This window comes from Achromobacter sp. D10 (genome assembly GCF_035282245.1).
GTDB lineage: Bacteria > Pseudomonadota > Gammaproteobacteria > Burkholderiales > Burkholderiaceae_B > Achromobacter > Achromobacter insolitus.
Genome location: NZ_JAYJLE010000007.1, coordinates 144738 through 161999, shown reverse-complemented (window position 1 = coordinate 161999; position 17262 = coordinate 144738). Strand labels below are relative to the sequence as shown.

Genomic DNA, 17262 nt, shown 5'->3' with positions numbered 1-17262 from the left:
GCCGCCCGTTGCCGCCGTTCAGCCCAGCAGCAAAGCGTCGTCCGAGAGTTTCTCGCCGCGCACGCGTTCGAACATCGCGAGCAGGTCCGGCACGTCCATGCCGCGGCGTTCATCGCCGGACACGTCCAGCACCACCTGCCCCTGGTGCAGCATCACGGTGCGATCGCCCACATCCAACGCCTGCCGCATGCTGTGCGTCACCATCATCGTGGTCAGCTGGCTTTCGGCGACGATGCGCGCGGTCAGCTGCAGCACGAAGTCCGCCGTGCGCGGGTCCAGCGCCGCGGTGTGCTCGTCCAGCAGCAGGATGCGCGAAGGCTGCAAGGCCGCCATCAGCAGGCTGACCGCCTGGCGCTGGCCGCCCGACAACAGGCCGATACGGTCGGTGAGACGATTCTCCAGCCCGAGTCCCAGCGTGGCCAGGCGTTCGCGAAAGCCATCGCGCATCGACGCCTTTACCGCGCGGCTGTAACCGCGGCGCGCGCCGCGCATCTGCGCCAGCGCCATGTTCTCTTCGATGGTGAGGTCTTCGCAGGTGCCGGCCATGGGGTCCTGGAACACGCGCGCCACACGGCCCGCGCGCGCCCACACCGGCTGGCGCGTGACGTCCACGCCATTGATGTCGATGCGGCCGGAATCGACAGGCAGGTCGCCGGACACCGCGTTCAGGAACGTGGACTTGCCCGCGCCGTTGGAGCCGATGACGGTCACGAACTGGCCCGAAGGGATCTCCAGGGACAAGCCGCGCAGGGCGCGGGTCTCGATGGGCGTACCCGCGTTGAACGTAATCTTGAGGTCTTTTGCGGACAACATATTCAGCACTCCATTGCACAATCGCAGCACACAGGCTGCATGAACTCCATGCAGCCCGATCGGGGCCGCCGCGAAGCCGGCTTTGCCGGTCCGCGCACGGCGCCACCTTGAGGGGGGCCCGCCTGAGGGGGGCCCGCCATAGGGGGGCCCGCCTGAGGGGAAAGCGCGGCAGGCGCTTCGGGGGTCGGCCTCATTTTTTCTTGCCGAAGAGACGGCGCTTGAGCATGGGAATGACCAGGGCAAACGTAACCAGCACCGCGGTGACGAGATTCAGGTCTTGCGCCTTCAGGCCGATGAAATCGCTGTTCAACGCCAGGGCGATGAAGAAGCGGTAGACGATGGCGCCAATGATGACTGCCAGGGTGGCCAGCACCAGCTTGCGCGACGGCAGGATGCTTTCGCCGACGATCACGGCCGCCAGACCGATCACAATGGTGCCGATGCCCATGGAAATGTCCGAGCCGCCCTGGGTCTGGGCGAACAGCGCGCCCGCCAGGCCGACCAGGGCATTGGACAGGGCCATGCCGCCCAGGATCATGCGGCCGGTATTGACGCCCTGCGCGCGAGCCATGCGGCCATTGGACCCGGTGGCACGCACGGCCAAACCCGTCTGCGTGGCAAAGAACCAGTCCAGCGCCAGCTTGGCCAGCAGCACGATCACGACCAGGATCAGCGGACGGGCGACATAGTCCGACAGCCATTCCGGCTGCAGGATGGTGAATACGGTGGGCTCGGTGATAAGCGGGACGTTGGGCTTGCCCATGATGCGCAGGTTGACCGAATACAGCGCGATCATCATCAGGATACTGGCCAGCAGGTCCATGATCTTCAGCTTGACGTTCAGCCAGCCGGTGACCAGTCCGGCGAGCGCGCCGGCGAACGTGGCAATGACCGTGGCCAGGAAGGGATCGGTGCCCGAAGCGATCAGCGTGGCACAGACCGCACCGCCCAACGGAAAGCTGCCGTCAACGGTCAGGTCCGGGAAGCGCAGCAGGCGGAACGAGATGTACACGCCCAGAGCCACCAGGCTGAAGATCAGGCCGATCTCCAACGCGCCTAACAACGAGAACAATGACATGGGTCAAATCCAATCAGGTAAGAAACGAGCATATTAAAGAGTTGAAACGTCGGATATCTTGCGTTTCGGGGTCAGTTTTACCCCAGCTTTCGCAAGAAACGTTTCCCGGTTCGCGATTTTCTCTCGTTTCCTGCCAAAGCGTTCCCGTGCCGGGCGGCGAGGCCGCCAGCAGGAGTCTGCAGGACCATTCAGGGAGCAAAAACGCCGGGCGGGCTCAGCGCCGGAAGGCGGGCCGCCTGGCCATTCAAGACCAGCACAATGCGCCGGGCCGCGAGCATCTCGTGAATGCTGCCGCCCTGAAGACCATGGGGTAAGGCAAGACACCGAAAAGATAAAACTAGCCCCGCTCACGCCGGGTAGGCATGGCGGGGCGGGAACGGCTGACGTTTACTTCACGACCACCGCGGCCGACTTGATGATCGCGTCGGACAGCGTGACGCCCTGCTTGGCGGCGGCGCCCGGGTTCACGTAGAGCTCAAGCTTGGAAATCGTTTCCGAGGGGATGGCGCCGGGCTTCTCGCCCTTGAGGATGCGCACCACCACCTTGCCCGTCTGCACGCCCAGGTCGCGGTAGTTGATGCCCAGGGCGGCGATGCCGCCGCGCTTGACGCTGTCGGTGTCGGATGCGATCAGCGGGATCTTGGCGTCGTTGCCGACCTTGACCAGCGACTCGTAGGCCGACACGACGTTGTTGTCCGTGTTGGTGTAGATGACGTCGACCTTGCCGATCAGGCTGCGCGCGGCGGAAGCCACGTCCACCGAGCGCGGCGCTGCCGCTTCGACCAGGCTCATGCCCGACTTGGGCAGGATTTCCTGCAGTTTCTTCACCACCACGACCGAGTTGGCTTCGCCCGGGTTGTAGACGATGCCCACGCGCTTGGCGTTGGGGACGATTTTCTTGATCAGTTCGACCTGCTTGTCCAGGGCCAGCAGATCCGACACACCGGTCACGTTGGTGCCCGAGGCGTCCATGCTGGCGACCAATTGAGCGGCGACCGGATCGGTCACGGCGGAATACACCACCGGCACGTCCTTGGTGGCCGCGACGACGGCCTGGGCCGACGGCGTAGCGATTGCAACGATGGCGTCCGGCTTGTCGCCGACGAACTTGCGGGCGATCTGGGCGGCCGTGCCATTGTTGCCTTGGGCGCTCTGGTATTGCCACTTCAGGTTCTTGCCCGGCTCGTAGCCGGCCTGCTTGAGGGCGTCCTGCACCCCGTCACGCACGGCGTCCAGCGCCGGATGCTCGACGATGGCGGTGACCGCCACCGACTTCTGCTGCGCGGCCACTGGCGCGGCGATAGCCATCGCCAGCGCCATGGCGCCAACCGTCAGAAAATGTTTTTTTCCGATCAGCATAGGTAAGCTCCTTGAACCCTTGTATTTGCTCATTATTACGGCGCCGCCGGCGGCTCCCCGCCGGCCGGGCCAGCCGTAAAGCCGTATAGTCTAACTTGCCGCCACCCCAAAACGTTTGGGGGGAATCCCTGAAATGGTGCATGCCGCAACAGCATGCACCACGACCGCAACATCCAGAGGCCTCACCATGATCAAACGCGCATTGGGCCGTTCCGGCCTGCAGATTCCTCCCCTCACCTTCGGCGGCAACGTCTTCGGCTGGACCGTCGACGAAGCCGGCACCTATTCGCTGCTGGACGCGCTGGTGGATGCCGGACTGAACTTCATCGACACCGCCGACGTGTATTCCCGCTGGGTCCCGGGCAACCAGGGCGGCGAATCCGAAACCCTGATCGGCAAATGGCTCAAGCGTTCCGGCAAGCGCGACCGGGTGCTGATCGCCACCAAAGTCGGCATGGAAATGGGACCGGAAGCCAAGGGCCTGGCGCCCGCCTACATCCGGCGCTCGCTGGAAGCCTCGCTGGCCCGGCTGCAGACGGACCATATCGACCTGTACCAATCGCACCAGGACGATCCGGACACGCCCCTGACCGACACCCTGGCCGAATACGCCAAGCACATCGAGTCAGGCAAGGTGCGCGCCATCGGGGCGTCCAACTACACAGCGGTACGGCTGTCCGAGGCCTTGATCGCCAGCGAACGGCACAGCCTGCCACGCTACGAGAGTATCCAGCCCGAATACAACCTGTACCGCCGCGAACCTTTCGAAGCCGGCCTGCAAAGCCTGGTGAAAACGCAGCAGATGGGCACGATCAATTATTACGCGCTGGCCAGTGGCTTCCTCAGCGGCAAATACCGCAGTCCGGCCGACGCCGGCAAGAGCCCGCGCGGCCGGAAAATCGTTGAGACCTATCTCAATGATCGCGGCTACCGCATCCTGAAGGCGCTGGACGAAGTCGCCGAGGATGCGGGCTGCACGCCCGCGCAGGCCGCGCTGGCCTGGCAGATCGCGCAACCCGGCATCACGTCGCCCATCGTCAGCGCGACGTCGCTGGAACAGCTGGACGAACTGGTCAAGGCGGCCAGCCTGACGCTGACCCACGATCAACTGGCCAAGCTCAGCCTGGCCAGCGAATGGCGCTGACGGGCGGCGCGCGCCACCCGGCGCGCGCCCGGCTCACGGCGATCAATCCAGCTTGACGCCCGAGTCCTTCACCACTTTGGCCCAGCGGTCGACTTCGCTATCGACGAATTTGCCGAACTCGGCGCCCGTCAATGTCGGTACGGCCGAACCGTTGCCGGTCCAGGTTTCCTTGATTTTCGGCGCGTTCAAGGCCTTGGTGATCTCGGCGCTCATCTTGTCCACGGCCTCTTTCGGCGTGCCGGCGGGCGCCCAGATCGCATACCAGGTCGACACCACGTAGTTCGGCACGCCCGCCTCCGCGGCGGTGGGAACGTCCGGCAGCGACGGCGAACGTTCCGGGGCGGCCACGGCCAGCGGCTTGATCGAACCCGCGCGGATGTGGCCGGCCGAAGAGCCCAGGCCGTCGAACGCCAAGTCCACTTGTCCGCCGATCAGGGCCGATAGCATGGGCCCCGCGCCCTGGTAGGGCACATCCACCAGCTTGATCCCGGTCTGCATGGCGAAAAGCTCGCCGGCCAGATGGTGCGTGCTGCCCTTGCCCGCCGTGCCGAAGTTGATCTCCCCGGGGCGTTTCTTGGCGTAGTCGATCAGTTCCTGCACGGTCTTGACCGGAAGCTTGGTCGAGTTGATGACGATGACCTGCGGCGGCTGCGCCACAAGCGCGACCGGCACGAAGTCTTTCTGGATGTCGTAGTTCAGGTTTTTGTACAGCGAAGGGGCGAGCGCGTGGTGAGCACCGCCCATGAAAAAGGTGTAGCCATCGGGCCTGGCCTTGGCCGCGACGCCTGCGCCCACGGTTCCGCCCGCCCCGCCCTTGTTGTCGATGACCACGGTCTGGCCCAGTTGCGTGGTCAGTTGCTGGGCCAATGGCCGGGCGAATGTGTCGGTGCCGCCGCCCGCGGGGAACGGGACAATCAGTGTGATTGGACGTTCAGGCCATTGCGCCGAGGCGGCGCCGCCGAAGCCCAGGGCGGCCACGGCGAACACGGCCGCGGCGGTGGTGCGATATTTCATATTGTCTCCTCTTGCTGCAGCATGGGGACGGCGCGATTCTATTGCGTCTCGTCTCTTGAATTTCTTATTGAATGAAGCTGCTCGGGCTTGGGTGGAACTGTCTGGGAATGGGCTCCTGAAAAATAGGGTTGCACGCTGGCCGGCGCGTCGCGGGAACGCCGCCCCGGCAAGGGAAGCGGCGGCCGCCAGCGCGGGCTCAAAGCGCCTTGTAGGTATCGCGCAGCACGTTCTTCTGCACCTTGCCCATCGTGTTGCGCGGTAACTCAGCGATGATGTGCACGCGCTTGGGCACCTTGAAATTGGCGATGCGCGATTTCAGTTCGGCCTGCATGGCCGCCGCGTCCAGCGACGCGCCGTCCTTGGGCACCACCACGGCCACCACGGCCTCGCCGAAGTCGGCATGCGGCACGCCGATGACCGCCGATTCGGCCACGCCGGGCATATCGTCGATCAGCGTCTCGATTTCCTTGGGGTACACGTTGAACCCGCCGGAAATGATCAAGTCCTTGCTGCGGCCCACGATGGACAGGTAGTCGGCCGGCACGTCGCGCCCGGCGGATTCTCCGCCCCAGCGGCCCACGTCGCCCGTCTTGAACCAGCCGTCCGCGGTGAACTCTTCGCGGGTCTTTTCCGGCATGCGCCAATAGCCCGAGAACACGTTCGGTCCGCGCACCTGCACGTTGCCGATCTCGCCCGGCGCGAGCGCGATGCCGGCATCGTCCACCACCCGCACCTGCACGCCTGGCAAGGCCCGCCCCACCGTGCCTGCAAGGCGCTCGCCCAGTTTGGCGTCATAGGGGTTGGACGTCAGCATGACCGTCTCGCTCATGCCGTAGCGTTCAAGAATGGCATGGCCGCTGCGGCTCTGAAAATCCGAGAAGGTCTCGGCCAGCAACGGCGCGGAGCCAGAAATGAACAGACGCATCTTGGCGCATACGCTGCGATCGAAACGCGGATCCGCCAACAGGCGCACGTAGTAGGTCGGCACGCCCATCATCACCGTGCTGCGCGGCAGATAGCGCAATGCCTGGTCGACATCCAGCTTCGGCAGCCAGATCATCCTGGCCCCAGCCAGCAAGGCACCGTGCGAGGCCACGAACAAGCCATGCACGTGGAAGATCGGCAGCATGTGCAACAGCACGTCATCCGAACGCCAACCCCAGTATTCGTGCAGCACGCGGGCATTGGCGGCAAGATTGCCATGCGAGAGCATTGCCCCCTTGCTGCGTCCGGTGGTGCCGGAGGTGTACAGGATGGCCGCCAGGTCGTCGGGCTGGCGCGCCACGGTCTTGAAGGTCTGCGGCTGGCCGCCAGCGGCATCAAGCAGCGTGCCGCTGCGGTCCTCGTCCAGCGTGTATACGTGCGCGGTCCCGGCCGCGTCGGCGGCGCGCTTCACCCAGTCCAGGTTCTTGCTGGCGCAGACCACCACGGCCGGTTCGGCGTTGCCCAGGAAGTACTCTATTTCCGCTTCGCGGTAGGCGGTATTCAACGGCAGGTACACCAGGCCGGCGCGCAGCGTGGCCAGGTACAGCAACAAGGCTTCCGGGGATTTCTCGACCTGCACCGCCACGCGCGACCCCGCCGGCAGGTCCAGCGAGGTCAGCAGATTGGCCAGGCACGCGGTGGCGCGATCGATGTCGTCCCAGGTGTATTGCAGGTCGGGCGTTTCCAGCGCGACTTTGCTGCGGTCTTTGGGAAAGCCGCCTTGCAGGACAGCATATAGATTTGCGTTGCTCACCTTGTCTAGTCTCCGGAAAAGGAAGGGTCCACGCCGGCCAGGAAAGCGCGCACGCCCTCCTTGTGGTCCCGGCTGTCGGCGTACGAGAAATAATCCTGGTATTCGTCTTCGGTCAGGGCGCCCCCCGCGGCGAGCCTGCGCGACAAGCGCTTGTTGATGCGGGCCGCCAGCGGCGCGCCCGCCGCGATGCGCTCGGCGCTGCGCCGAGCGGCAATGGCTACCTGATCGTCGGGGACGACGCGGGTCAGCAGGCCCAGTTCGCGGGCTTCCGCCGCGCCGAACACACGGCCTTCGAGCAGTATGGCAAGCGTGGCGGCGCGCCCGACCAGGGCCAGCAGCCCGCTCATCTCGTCGGGTGCCATGGGAAAGCCCAGGCGATTGATCGGCACGCCAAAGCGCGCGGACTCGCCGGCGATCCGCAGATCGCACTGACTGGCGATCTCCAGGCCGCCGCCCACGCAGACGCCCTCGATCTGCGCCACGACAGGATGCGGGCACATGGCCACTGCCCGCAAGGCGGGCGCCAGCACTTCCCGGTGGTAATGCTGCACCCCCGCAGCGTCGGCGCGTTGCGCGGGAAATTCGCGGATGTCAGCGCCGGCGGCGAAATTGCCGCCCTCGCCCCGCACGATCACGCACCGCAAGGCGCCGTCCCGCGCAATGGCGTCGAACACGTCCCGCAGTTCACGCCACATGCCCACCGTGATCGCATTCAGGCGGCCGGGGTGCGATAGCGTCACCCATGCCAGATCGCCCTCACGCTCCAGCAGCACGCGGCCGGCCACGTTGTCCGTCATGTCTCCTGTCCTCTTTTTTATTTAGTTGTTGCGGTGCCGATGAAGCACTTATGCGACGCGCCCCACGCCACGGCTGACCTGGGGTTTGCCCTCACCCAGCCGAGCGAGGTTGTCGTCCAGCTCGTCGAGGTCGTAGAGGTAGTTCACCATCATGCCGCAGGACTGTTTGAGCCCCTTGGACGAGGTATCGGCCGCCCAGTTGAGACGCTCGATGCGCGCGCCGTTACCCAGGTGAAAGCGCGCCACGGGATCCACCGGCATGCCGTTCTTCATGGACTGCAGATAGTTGGCCGTCAGGCGCAGGCCCGCGCGCTTGACCACATCCGAAACCTTGCCCTGAGCGGCCTTGGACAGGCGTGCTGCCCAACGATGGCCGTCGGGCACGCCCTCGCGCTTGCGCGACTTGGCGCGCACCTTGTCCTCGCGCACGATGGCTTCCACCGCCTCGGCGTCCAGCTTGCCCAGCCAATCGGCAAACCCCGGAATGGGCGACAGCGTGGCAAAGGACTTCAGCTTGGGCAGTTCTTGCAGCAGCTGCTCGACCACGCGCTTGAGGAGGAAGTTGCCGAAGCTGATGCCCTTCAGGCCGGGCTGCGTGTTGGAAATGGAATAGAAGATGGCCCAGCGCGCCTTGTCCAGATCCTGCGGCGGCAGCGTGCTGTCCAGCAGCACCTGCACGTTATCGGCCATCTGGCTGGCGAAGGCCACCTCCACGAAGATCAGCGGCACGCCCGGCATCTGCGGATGGAAATAGGCATAGCAGCGGCGGTCCGGCGAAACGCGGCGGCGCAGGTCGTCCCAGGACGTGATTTCGTGGACGGCTTCGTACAGAATCAGCTTTTCCAGCAGCGACGCGGGCGAATCCCAGGTCAGGGGCCGCAGTTCCAGCAGGCCCACGTCAAACCAGGCGGACAGCAGGCCTTCGAGGTCCTTGTCCAGCGCCTGGATGCCCGCGACCTGCTTGCGCCAACGCAGCATGTCAGCGCGCAATTCGACCAGGAACCGCAGGCCCTGCGGTTGCGCGTTGAAGCGCTTGAACAGGCGCGCGCCCTCGCCGCCGTCGCCCGCGTAGCCGCCGCGCGCCTGCGCGAGCGCCGTCAGCATCAGCCGGCGATCCTTGCCGTCCGCGGCGCTGTATTGCTCGCACCAGCGGCGCGCCAGTTTGTTGGCGGCCACGTCGGTCAGGCGCGCCTCGAACAGGCGCCGGACTTCGGATTCGCTGGGCAATCGGCCGCGTTCCCACAGCTTGCCCAGGCGGGACATGAGGCTGGCGCTTTCGGCCGCGGCCACCGCGTCGACGGCATCGGCCTCGGGCTCAGGCGTGCGTGCGCCGCGCGCGGGTGCGAGATTGGCGGGTGCGGACATGGGCGGGCTCCTCGATGACGATGGGGTCGGACGGCGCCGGATCGGCCGCGTCCGCTTGGCTCAATGCGCGCAGCGCTTCCAGCTGCCGCATCAAATGGGTATGCGCGAGCGCTTGCGCGGCATCGCTATCGCGCGCCTTCAGCGCTTCGAAAATGGCCAGGTGTTCGGCGCAGGAGTCCTGGATGCGACCCGGCAGCGACAGGCTGCGGTGGCGCGACAGGCTCAGCACCTTGCGCAGGTTGCCGACCATGTCCGACAGCCACTGGTTGCCGGCCAGCGCCTGCACCGCTTCGTGGATCAAATAATTGGTCTTGTAATAGGCATCGATGCGGCCGGCCTTGGCGTGACCCGCCAGCGCGGCATGCAACGGTTCCAGCTCGGCCAACTGCGCGTCGCTGGCCTTGCGCGCGGCTTCGAAGGCGCAGCGCCCTTCCAGCATCGCCATCAACGGGAAGATGTCTTCCAGGTCCTGCGCGGAGAGTTCGTTGACGAAACAGCCGCGGCGCGGCTCCAGGCGTACCAGGCCTTCGGTGGCCAATACCTTGAGCGCCTCGCGCAAGGGGGTACGGGATATGCCCAGCTCGCCCGCCAGGCGCAGTTCGTCGATCCATTCGCCATTGCGCAGGGAGCGCGCGTGGATCATGCCACGCAGGCGATCCGCGACTTCCAGGTACAGGGCTTGCCGGACGATGGGTAGGGTCATGGGTCAGCGGCCTGAACAGCGCCGTAATTCATAATTATGAATAAGGCCATGATAGAACCGGATGAGGGGAAAGAAAATCCCTCCCGCCTCGGTAGCTACCCTATGAAAAGCGGACAAGCCCTGACGCTGCGCCCGCGTCGCGGGCTCTCTGCCCGACTGTCCGCGTCAGAAATGCAGCACCCCGTCCACGGCGTGGCGGGTCAGCGAGCGGGCCCAGCGGCGCGCCGGCAGGCCGTACCGGGCCTCCACCACCTCGGCCCGGGCCAGCAGTTCAGCCGGGGTGATGGCCAGGCTCGGGCCGGAAAACGCCAGCACGATCTGATTGCCTGCCTCGACCTCGGGCAGCAGCACGATCCGGTCGTCGAAGGCCTTGGACAGATTGTCGATATTCTTGCCAAAGCTTTCATGACGCCCGAACAGGTTCACCGCCAGCACGCCAACCTCGCCCAGCACGCGGCGGCAGTCGCGGTAGAACTTTACGCTGTCGCGCACCGGCCCCTCGGCCGAGGCGTCGTACAGGTCGACCATCAGCACCGGGCAGCGTCCGGCATTGAGCGGATCGGCCACCCAGACGCCGGCGTCGGCGTGCTCGACGTCGAGCCGGTTGGACCCCGGCAGGCGGAAGAACATGTGGCAGGCGGCCGTTACCCGCGGATTCCATTCCACCGCCAGCAAGGGGCTGCGCGTGTGCTTTACGCAAAAACGCGCCAGCGAACCCGCGCCCAGCCCCAGCATGCCGATCGGCTCGTCCTTGGGCGGTTCCAGGAACAGCAGCCAGGCCATCATCTGGGCGGTGTATTCAAGCACCAGTTCCGAAGGGTTCTTGATGCGCATCGCACCCTGGACCCATACGGTGTTGAAGTGCAGATAGCGGACGCCGTCCACCTCGGACAGGGTGGGCTGATCCAGCTCGGAAGGAAAGTTCGATTTATGCATGGCGGGGATTGTAGGTCGGACGCCGTCTCCGCGTCAGGCTTCCCCCCATGTTGGATCAGGCGGCCTTCCTCCCGTCCCCGCCCTCCCAGATGCGTTCAAGCAGTTCCGCGCGCGACACCTCCGCCTGCAATGCAGCCGCCAGGCGCAGCACGCGCTTGAGGTATAGATGCGCATCGCACTCCCAGGTGACACCCAGGGCCCCATGGACCTGGATGGCGTTCTGCGCGGCGCGCCTGCCGGCCTCGACCGCCAGCAGGGGCGCAAACAGGCTGTCGCGGCCCGCCGACGCAGCGCCGGCGTCATGGGCGGCAACCGCCGCTACGCCCGCCAGCCGGGCGTCGTCCAGCGCCATCCAGTCTTCGGCCAGGCGATGCTTGATCGCCTGGTTGGCGCCGATGGCCCGATCGAACTGCCGGCGCTCTCGCGCGTGGGCGGCGGCCATGTCCAACGCGGAGGACGCCGCGCCCAGCAACTCCGCCGAGCGCAACAGCCGCAGCCGCGTGCGCAGCCGTTCCCAGGTTCCTGGCGCGACCTCCAGGTCGACGCTATCCAACACCTCCGGCTGGACAACACGCGCTACCGGCATGGTGGGATCCAGCCCCGCCGCGCCCGGCGTGGGCGCATGCAGCTCCAGCCGCACAACGGCGTCGCCCACGCGATGCGCCGCCAGCGCCCGCACGCCTGCGCCCGCGCCTTCAATGAAGGCCGATCCATCAGGTCGAATGGCGGCATCGGCAAAATAGTCGTCGCCCGCCATGACGGCGCCGGCCCATTGCGCGGCCTGTCCCGCCGCCCCTGCGGCGCACAAGGTTGGCAACAGCACCATGTTGGCCGCCAGCGGCAGGCTCAGCAGGTGCCGCCCGGCGGCTTCGGCCACGATCCAGGCCTCGCGCATGCCCAGGCCCAGGCCGTCTTGGTCTGGCGGCGCGAGCAAGGCGGGCCAGCCCTGGCCGGCGATTTCCCGCCATTGCGCGAGGCGCGCTTCAAAGGGTTTGCCGGCGGCGGCGCGAGCCACGCCCAGCGGATGGCGATCGGCCAGAAAACGCCGCGCCGCGTCCTCCAGCATGCGCTGGTCTTCGGTCGGATGCAGATCCATGAGGTTCAAGCCTTGGGCAGGCCGAGCATTTGCTCGGCGATGATGTTGCGCTGAATTTCCGACGTGCCGGCCAGGATGGTTTCGGCTCGCGACCACAGATAGGCGTGCGTCAACTCGGCGGTTCGGGCGTCGGGCGCCCCATCCGCCAGGCAGGCGTCCTCGCCCAGCAGTTGCAGCGACAGCTCCAGCAGGCGTTGATGCGCTTCGCTCCAATGGATCTTGGTGGACGAGCCCTCGGGCCCTGGCGGATCGCCGCGCATCGCGCCGGCCAGCGCGCGCTGGGACTTCAGGGCCAGTACGTGGCTATCGGCCGCCAGCCGCGCCCATTGATGGCGTACCGTGGCCGAAGACGCAGGCACGTGGCCGTAGGCGTCGGCGCGCAGCGCCAGCTCGCGCACCTGATTCAGTTCCTGCGCGAACCGAACCAGCCGCGGGATGAAATAGGTGCCGCGCTCGAAGCTGGCCGCGGCCATGGCGATCTTCCATCCCTGGTTCGGCTCGCCCAGCAACCCGTCCTGCGGCACGAAGACGTCCTCGAAAAACACCTCGCAGAATTCGGCCTCTCCCGTGATCTGCCGGATGGGTTCGACCCGCACGCCGGGACTGCGCATATCGACCAGCAGAAAGCTCAGCCCCTTATGTTTGGGCGCCTGCGGATCGGTGCGCGCCAGCACGAAGCACCACTGGGCGCGGTCGGCGAACGAGGTCCAGATCTTGTGGCCGTGCAAGCGATAGCCGCCCGGCGCTGCCTGTGCCCGCGTGCGCACTGACGCCAGGTCGGAGCCCGCGCCCGGCTCCGAATAGCCCTGGCACCATACCTCGCGGTTGGACAGGATGCCCGGCAGGAAGCGGCGCTTCTGCGCCTCGGTGCCGAAATGCAGCAAGGTCGGCGCCAGGATGCCATGCCCGATCAGGTTCACGCCCAGTGGCGCGCCACAGCGCGCGTGCTCTTCGTGAAACACCGCCTGCCGCGACAGAGGCAAAGCGCGGCCACCATGTTCCTTAGGCCAGCCCAGCCCGGACCAGCCATTGGCACACAGGGTGTCTTCCCATGCGCGGCGGAAATCCAGGTTGCGCGGATCGGCCCCGCCCGGCCAGTCCTGCGCGAAACGGGCGTAGGCCGATTCCAGCCAGCCGCGCAGGTCCAGGCGGAATGCCTGGTCTTCCCGCGCGTCGCTTTCCAACTGCGTCATGCTGCTACTCCAGGCGGATGTTCGAATCGCGCGCGACCTTGGCCCAGGTGCTCACGTCCTGGCGGATGAAGGCGGCGAAAGTCTTGGGATCGCTGCCGATGATGTCCAGTCCCAGGCCCGTGAACTGCGCCTTGACGTCGGGCTGCTGCAGGATCTGCGCCAGGTTGCTGTAGATCTTGTCCACCACGGGTTGTGGCGTGCGCGCCGGGGCCACCAGGCCCAGCCAGGGCATGGCCGAATAGCCTGGCAGGCCCGAAGCCGCCACGGTCGGCAGGTCCGGCACCGAGGCCGAGGGCTGGGCGGTGGTCACCGCCAGCACGCGCAGCTTGCCGTCCTTGACGAAGGGACCGGATGACGCCCAGGCGTCGAACATGACCTGCAGGCGGCCCGCTACCAGGTCGTTGAGCGCCGGGGCGCTACCCTTGTAGGGGATGTGCGTCATCTGCACGCCCGCCATGCTGTTAAAGAGTTCTGCCTCCAAGTGGGTCGAGCTGCCCGTGCCAACGGAGCCGTAGCTGACCTTGCCCGGATTGGCCTTCAGGTAGGCGATCAGCTCGCCCACGTTCTTGGCTGGCACCGACGGATGCACCTCCAGCACATGCACTACCGAGGCCACCTGGCTGATGGGAGCAAAGTCCTTGATGGGGTCGTAGTTCACCTTGGCATAGATGCTGGGCGCGATGCCCAGCGACGAGGCCGCCATCAGCAAGGTATAGCCGTCGGGCTCGGCGCGCGACACGTAGTCGGACGCAATCATGGTGCCCCCGCCCGGCTTGTTCTCTACGATCACGGGCTGGCCCAGCTTGCCGCTCAGCTTTTCCGCCAGCAGGCGGCTCATGATGTCGGTCGCGCCGCCTGGCGAGAACGGCACCACGATGCGTATCGGACGGCTTGGGTAGTTGTCCTGGGCCATGGACGTGCCCGTGACGCCGATGCAAGCCAGCGCGACGCCGGCCAATAGTCTCTTCATCATGCTTGTCTCCTCCTGGGATTGCATTGCGCGCATTGGCGCTACGGGGTTGCGGGCAGGATCAGCGCGTCCAACACCGCAACGCCCTGTCCTTCCTCTTTGATCAGCAAGGGATTGACTTCGATTTCCGCCACATGCGCGGGCGCGGCGAGCAGCGCATTGCCCACGGCCACGATGCTCCGGCATGCCGCGGCCACGTCGGCCCGCGGCTTGCCGCGGTAGCCGTCCAGCAGCGCGAACGCCTTCAGTTCGCGCAGCATCCGCAGCGCAATGTCCTCGTCCACCGGCAGCAGGCGGTGGCTGGTGTCCTGATACAGCTCGGTCAGCACGCCGCCCAGACCCACGGTCAATACGGGGCCGAAGACCGGATCACGCGTGGCGCCGACAATGATCTCGACCACGCCGCGTTCCATCTTCTGCACCATCACGCCGTCTATGCGCGCCTGCGGCTGCGCCGCGGCGGCAGCCCGAGCCACTTCGCCGCTGGCGCGGCGCACGGCCTCATCATCGGCCAGGTTCAGCGCGACCCCGCCCGCTTCGGTCTTGTGCGCAATGTCCGCGCTCAGGACTTTCAAGGCCACCGGGTACCCGGCCGCCCGCGCCTGCGCCACGGCCTCGTCCGCGCTGGCTGCGGCGCTGACCCGCGCCTGCGGCAAGCCAAAGGCGGCGACATACTCGCGGGCGTCGGCCTCGTTGCATGGCAACGCCGGTACCACGGCCTTGGCCAGTTCAGGCGCCGCTGCAATACGCTTGGCGCCACGCGCCTCGCACCACAAGAGATAAGGCGCCAATGCCGCCACCGCGAGGCCCAGGTCTTCGAACACAGCGACCTCGGCTTCGCGCAGGGCAGCGCGGCTCTGCGCCAGTCCGGTATCGATGGCGATGAATAGCCGCCGGTGCCGGCGCGACACGTCCGTCAGCGCGTCGGCCATGCGGTCCAGCATGTACCCCGGCGCATAGACAACCACTGCGTCGATCGCATCGGTCGTTGCCAGCGCTTCGAGCACTGTGTGCACAAAAGCCGCATCGTTCACCACATTGCCGGTCACGTCCACCGGGTTGCCGACCATGCCGTAGTCGGGGATGCCGCCGCGCAGCACCGCCTGCAGATCGGGCGGCAGATCGGGCAGATCCAAGCCCGCGCCGATGAACTTGTCAGCGAGGATCGCGCCCAGCGCGCCAGACATGGTCAGCACGGCGACGCGCTTGCCCGCCGTGCGATGACGCAGCGTCGCCAGGCTGGCCAGGTGCGCCATCTGCGCGAAATCGGTAGCCTCGATCACGTTCAATTGGCGAAAGGCCGCGCCGTATACGCGCCGGTCTCCGGCCAGCGCCGAGGTGTGCGATTGCACCGCCTGCGCCCCCTTGTCGGTGGTACCGGCTTTCAGCGCGATCAGCAGCTTGCCCTGGCGTTCCAGTTCGCGGCAGGCCCGCTTGAAGCGTTCGCCATCGCGCAGCTGCTCGATGTAACCCAGCACGATTTCGGTCTGTGGATCGGCCGCCAGGTATTCCAGGTACTGGGAGAAGTCCAGGCAGGCTTCGTTGCCCGTATTGATGAAATGCGAGAACGGCAGGTCCAGCCGGCGCGCAATCGCATACACCGCCGCGCAGACATTGCCGCTTTGTGTCAGCAGGCTGACCTTGCCCGGCCCCGTCTGCGCCGGCGCGGTCTTGAAGACCGAGGCGAACGCCGTGTAGGCCTGCGTGTTCAGGTTGGCGAACCCCATGCAGTTGGGGCCGGCCACGGCCATGCCGCTTTCGGCGACAAATGCCTCCAGCTCCTGCTGCAGGCGAGCGCCCTCGCCTCCCGCTTCGGCAAAACCTGCGGCATAGACGATGGCGGCCCGCACACCGCGCGCATGGCAGCGGCGCAGCATGGGCGTGACGTCCGCGGCAGCGATGGCGAGCACTGCCAGGTCCACCGGCTCGGGCACCGATTCGATGTCAGGCCAGCAACGGCGGCCGAACACTTCCTGGTATTTCGGATTCACGGGATAGATGCCACCCGGGTAGCCGTAGCGCGTCAGCAAGTCCAGCGGCATGCCGCCGATGCGACCAGCATTGGCGCTGGCGCCGATCATCGCGATGGAACGCGGGTTGAGCAAGGGGTCCAGAAAAGCAGTCATGCCGCGTCGCCCCTCTTGCCACCGGCCTGCCCTGGCGCGGACGACGCGCCCTCAGGCAGTTGCTTGTTGCGCTGGATGGCCTGGGCCAGCCCGCGTTCGCGCACCGCCTGGAACTCTTCGCTCAGATGCGACAGCTGGTGCGTATCGAAATGCGCCGACAAGGCGGTGCGGAAGCCCTGCGCATCAGCCGTGCGGTTCAACGAGCGCTTGATGAGACGCAGGCCAAAAGGCGGTGCCTGCGCAATGCGTTGCGCCAGCGCCAGGGTGGCGGCGTCCAGCTCGGCTTCGGGCACCACGCGGTTCACCATGCCGATGCGCAGCGCTTCTTGCGCGTCCACCTTTTCACCGGTGTAGAGCATTTCCTTCGCCTTGCGCAGCCCCATGACCCAGGGATGGATCAACACTTCGGTGGCCGCCGCGGCCAGGGTGTGGCCCACCGGATCGGAGAAGTACGCGGTGTCGGAGCACACCACCAGATCGCACATGTTGGCAATCATGAATCCGCCTGCCACGCAGGCGCCCTGCACCTGGGCCACCGTCGGCTTGGAAAAGTCCCAGATGCGCAGGCAGTAGCCGTAATAGCGACGCGACTCGTACTCCCAGCGTTCCTCCACGGTGAAATCGGCGCGCTTGGCCTGCGCTTCCTTCAGATCGTGGCCAGCGGAAAAGTGCGCGCCGCGCCCCGCCAGCACAACGACCCGTACTGAATCATCCTGTTCGGCGCGCGTCAGGGCGTCGTCCAGTTCGTCCAGCATCTGCTGGCTTTGGGCGTTGCGCGCGGATTCACGCGCTAGGCTGATGCGGCATACCGAGTCGTGCCGCTCGACGGCCAGGGTGGCGTATTCCATGGTCTCCTCGTCTTTGTTCTGCCGCGCCGCAAAAAGCGGCACGGTCGACTGGATTGAATTAACGCACCCGGAATCCTAAAAT

General features: G+C 66.3%; 15 protein-coding genes. 1 reads left to right on the top strand and 14 read right to left on the bottom strand.

From position 1 onward, the window contains the following. Window positions 1–18: 18 nt before the first annotated feature. The 3 genes from VCS63_RS19990 to VCS63_RS19980 all read right to left on the bottom strand — a co-directional run bounded on the left by VCS63_RS19990 (window position 19) and on the right by VCS63_RS19980 (window position 3250). Entirely contained in the window at window positions 19–813 is a 795-nt protein-coding gene (locus tag VCS63_RS19990) for an ABC transporter ATP-binding protein (protein ID WP_042794374.1), read from the bottom strand. 190 nt (window positions 814–1003) lie between these two features. Continuing rightward, entirely contained in the window at window positions 1004–1891 is an 888-nt protein-coding gene (locus tag VCS63_RS19985) for an ABC transporter permease (RefSeq protein WP_042794375.1), read from the bottom strand. Between the two features lie 387 nt (window positions 1892–2278). Then, window positions 2279–3250, bottom strand: a complete 972-nt coding sequence (locus VCS63_RS19980; protein WP_013395028.1) for an ABC transporter substrate-binding protein — start codon at window positions 3248–3250, stop codon at window positions 2279–2281. 187 nt (window positions 3251–3437) lie between these two features. On the opposite strand from VCS63_RS19980, the gene VCS63_RS19975 reads away from it, so the two are divergent. Next, window positions 3438–4394 carry an aldo/keto reductase gene (locus tag VCS63_RS19975; RefSeq protein ID WP_042794376.1) on the top strand — a complete coding sequence of 319 codons (957 nt, stop codon included), beginning with the start codon at window positions 3438–3440 and terminating at the stop codon, window positions 4392–4394. Window positions 4395–4436: 42 nt separating this feature from the next. Here the strand turns inward: VCS63_RS19975 and VCS63_RS19970 are convergent, their stop codons facing one another. The 11 genes from VCS63_RS19970 to VCS63_RS19920 all read right to left on the bottom strand — a co-directional run bounded on the left by VCS63_RS19970 (window position 4437) and on the right by VCS63_RS19920 (window position 17180). Further along, entirely contained in the window at window positions 4437–5408 is a 972-nt protein-coding gene (locus VCS63_RS19970) for a tripartite tricarboxylate transporter substrate binding protein (protein ID WP_323880818.1), read from the bottom strand. 196 nt (window positions 5409–5604) lie between these two features. Then, complete coding sequence (locus VCS63_RS19965) at window positions 5605–7146, bottom strand: malonate--CoA ligase (protein WP_042794379.1); 1542 nt, start codon at window positions 7144–7146, stop codon at window positions 5605–5607. A 5-nt stretch (window positions 7147–7151) separates the two neighbouring features. After that, window positions 7152–7943, bottom strand: coding sequence for an enoyl-CoA hydratase/isomerase family protein (locus VCS63_RS19960; protein ID WP_063959752.1), 792 nt, complete (start codon window positions 7941–7943; stop codon window positions 7152–7154). A 48-nt stretch (window positions 7944–7991) separates the two neighbouring features. Next, the gene (locus VCS63_RS19955) at window positions 7992–9308 is read right to left on the bottom strand and encodes a malonyl-CoA decarboxylase domain-containing protein (RefSeq protein ID WP_063641189.1); all 1317 of its coding nucleotides are present in this window, start codon (window positions 9306–9308) and stop codon (window positions 7992–7994) included. Continuing rightward, window positions 9259–10011 carry a GntR family transcriptional regulator gene (locus VCS63_RS19950; RefSeq protein ID WP_063959753.1) on the bottom strand — a complete coding sequence of 251 codons (753 nt, stop codon included), beginning with the start codon at window positions 10009–10011 and terminating at the stop codon, window positions 9259–9261. Before VCS63_RS19950 ends, VCS63_RS19955 begins: the two co-directional genes overlap by 50 nt. Window positions 10012–10176: 165 nt before the next feature. Continuing rightward, window positions 10177–10947: a spermidine synthase gene (locus VCS63_RS19945; RefSeq protein WP_042794380.1), complete on the bottom strand. Its 771-nt coding sequence runs from the start codon at window positions 10945–10947 to the stop codon at window positions 10177–10179. A 55-nt stretch (window positions 10948–11002) separates the two neighbouring features. After that, the gene (locus tag VCS63_RS19940) at window positions 11003–12043 is read right to left on the bottom strand and encodes an acyl-CoA dehydrogenase family protein (RefSeq protein WP_063641187.1); all 1041 of its coding nucleotides are present in this window, start codon (window positions 12041–12043) and stop codon (window positions 11003–11005) included. 5 nt (window positions 12044–12048) lie between these two features. After that, on the bottom strand, window positions 12049–13236 hold the full coding sequence (locus VCS63_RS19935) for an acyl-CoA dehydrogenase family protein (protein ID WP_042794382.1): 1188 nt from the start codon (window positions 13234–13236) through the stop codon (window positions 12049–12051). A 4-nt stretch (window positions 13237–13240) separates the two neighbouring features. After that, on the bottom strand, window positions 13241–14209 hold the full coding sequence (locus VCS63_RS19930; protein ID WP_042794383.1) for a Bug family tripartite tricarboxylate transporter substrate binding protein: 969 nt from the start codon (window positions 14207–14209) through the stop codon (window positions 13241–13243). 38 nt (window positions 14210–14247) lie between these two features. Continuing rightward, a complete protein-coding gene (locus tag VCS63_RS19925) occupies window positions 14248–16332 on the bottom strand; it encodes an acetate--CoA ligase family protein (protein ID WP_323880815.1) in 2085 nt (694 codons plus the stop codon). After that, window positions 16329–17180, bottom strand: a complete 852-nt coding sequence (locus VCS63_RS19920; RefSeq protein WP_232033823.1) for an enoyl-CoA hydratase — start codon at window positions 17178–17180, stop codon at window positions 16329–16331. Before VCS63_RS19920 ends, VCS63_RS19925 begins: the two co-directional genes overlap by 4 nt. Window positions 17181–17262: the final 82 nt, after the last annotated feature.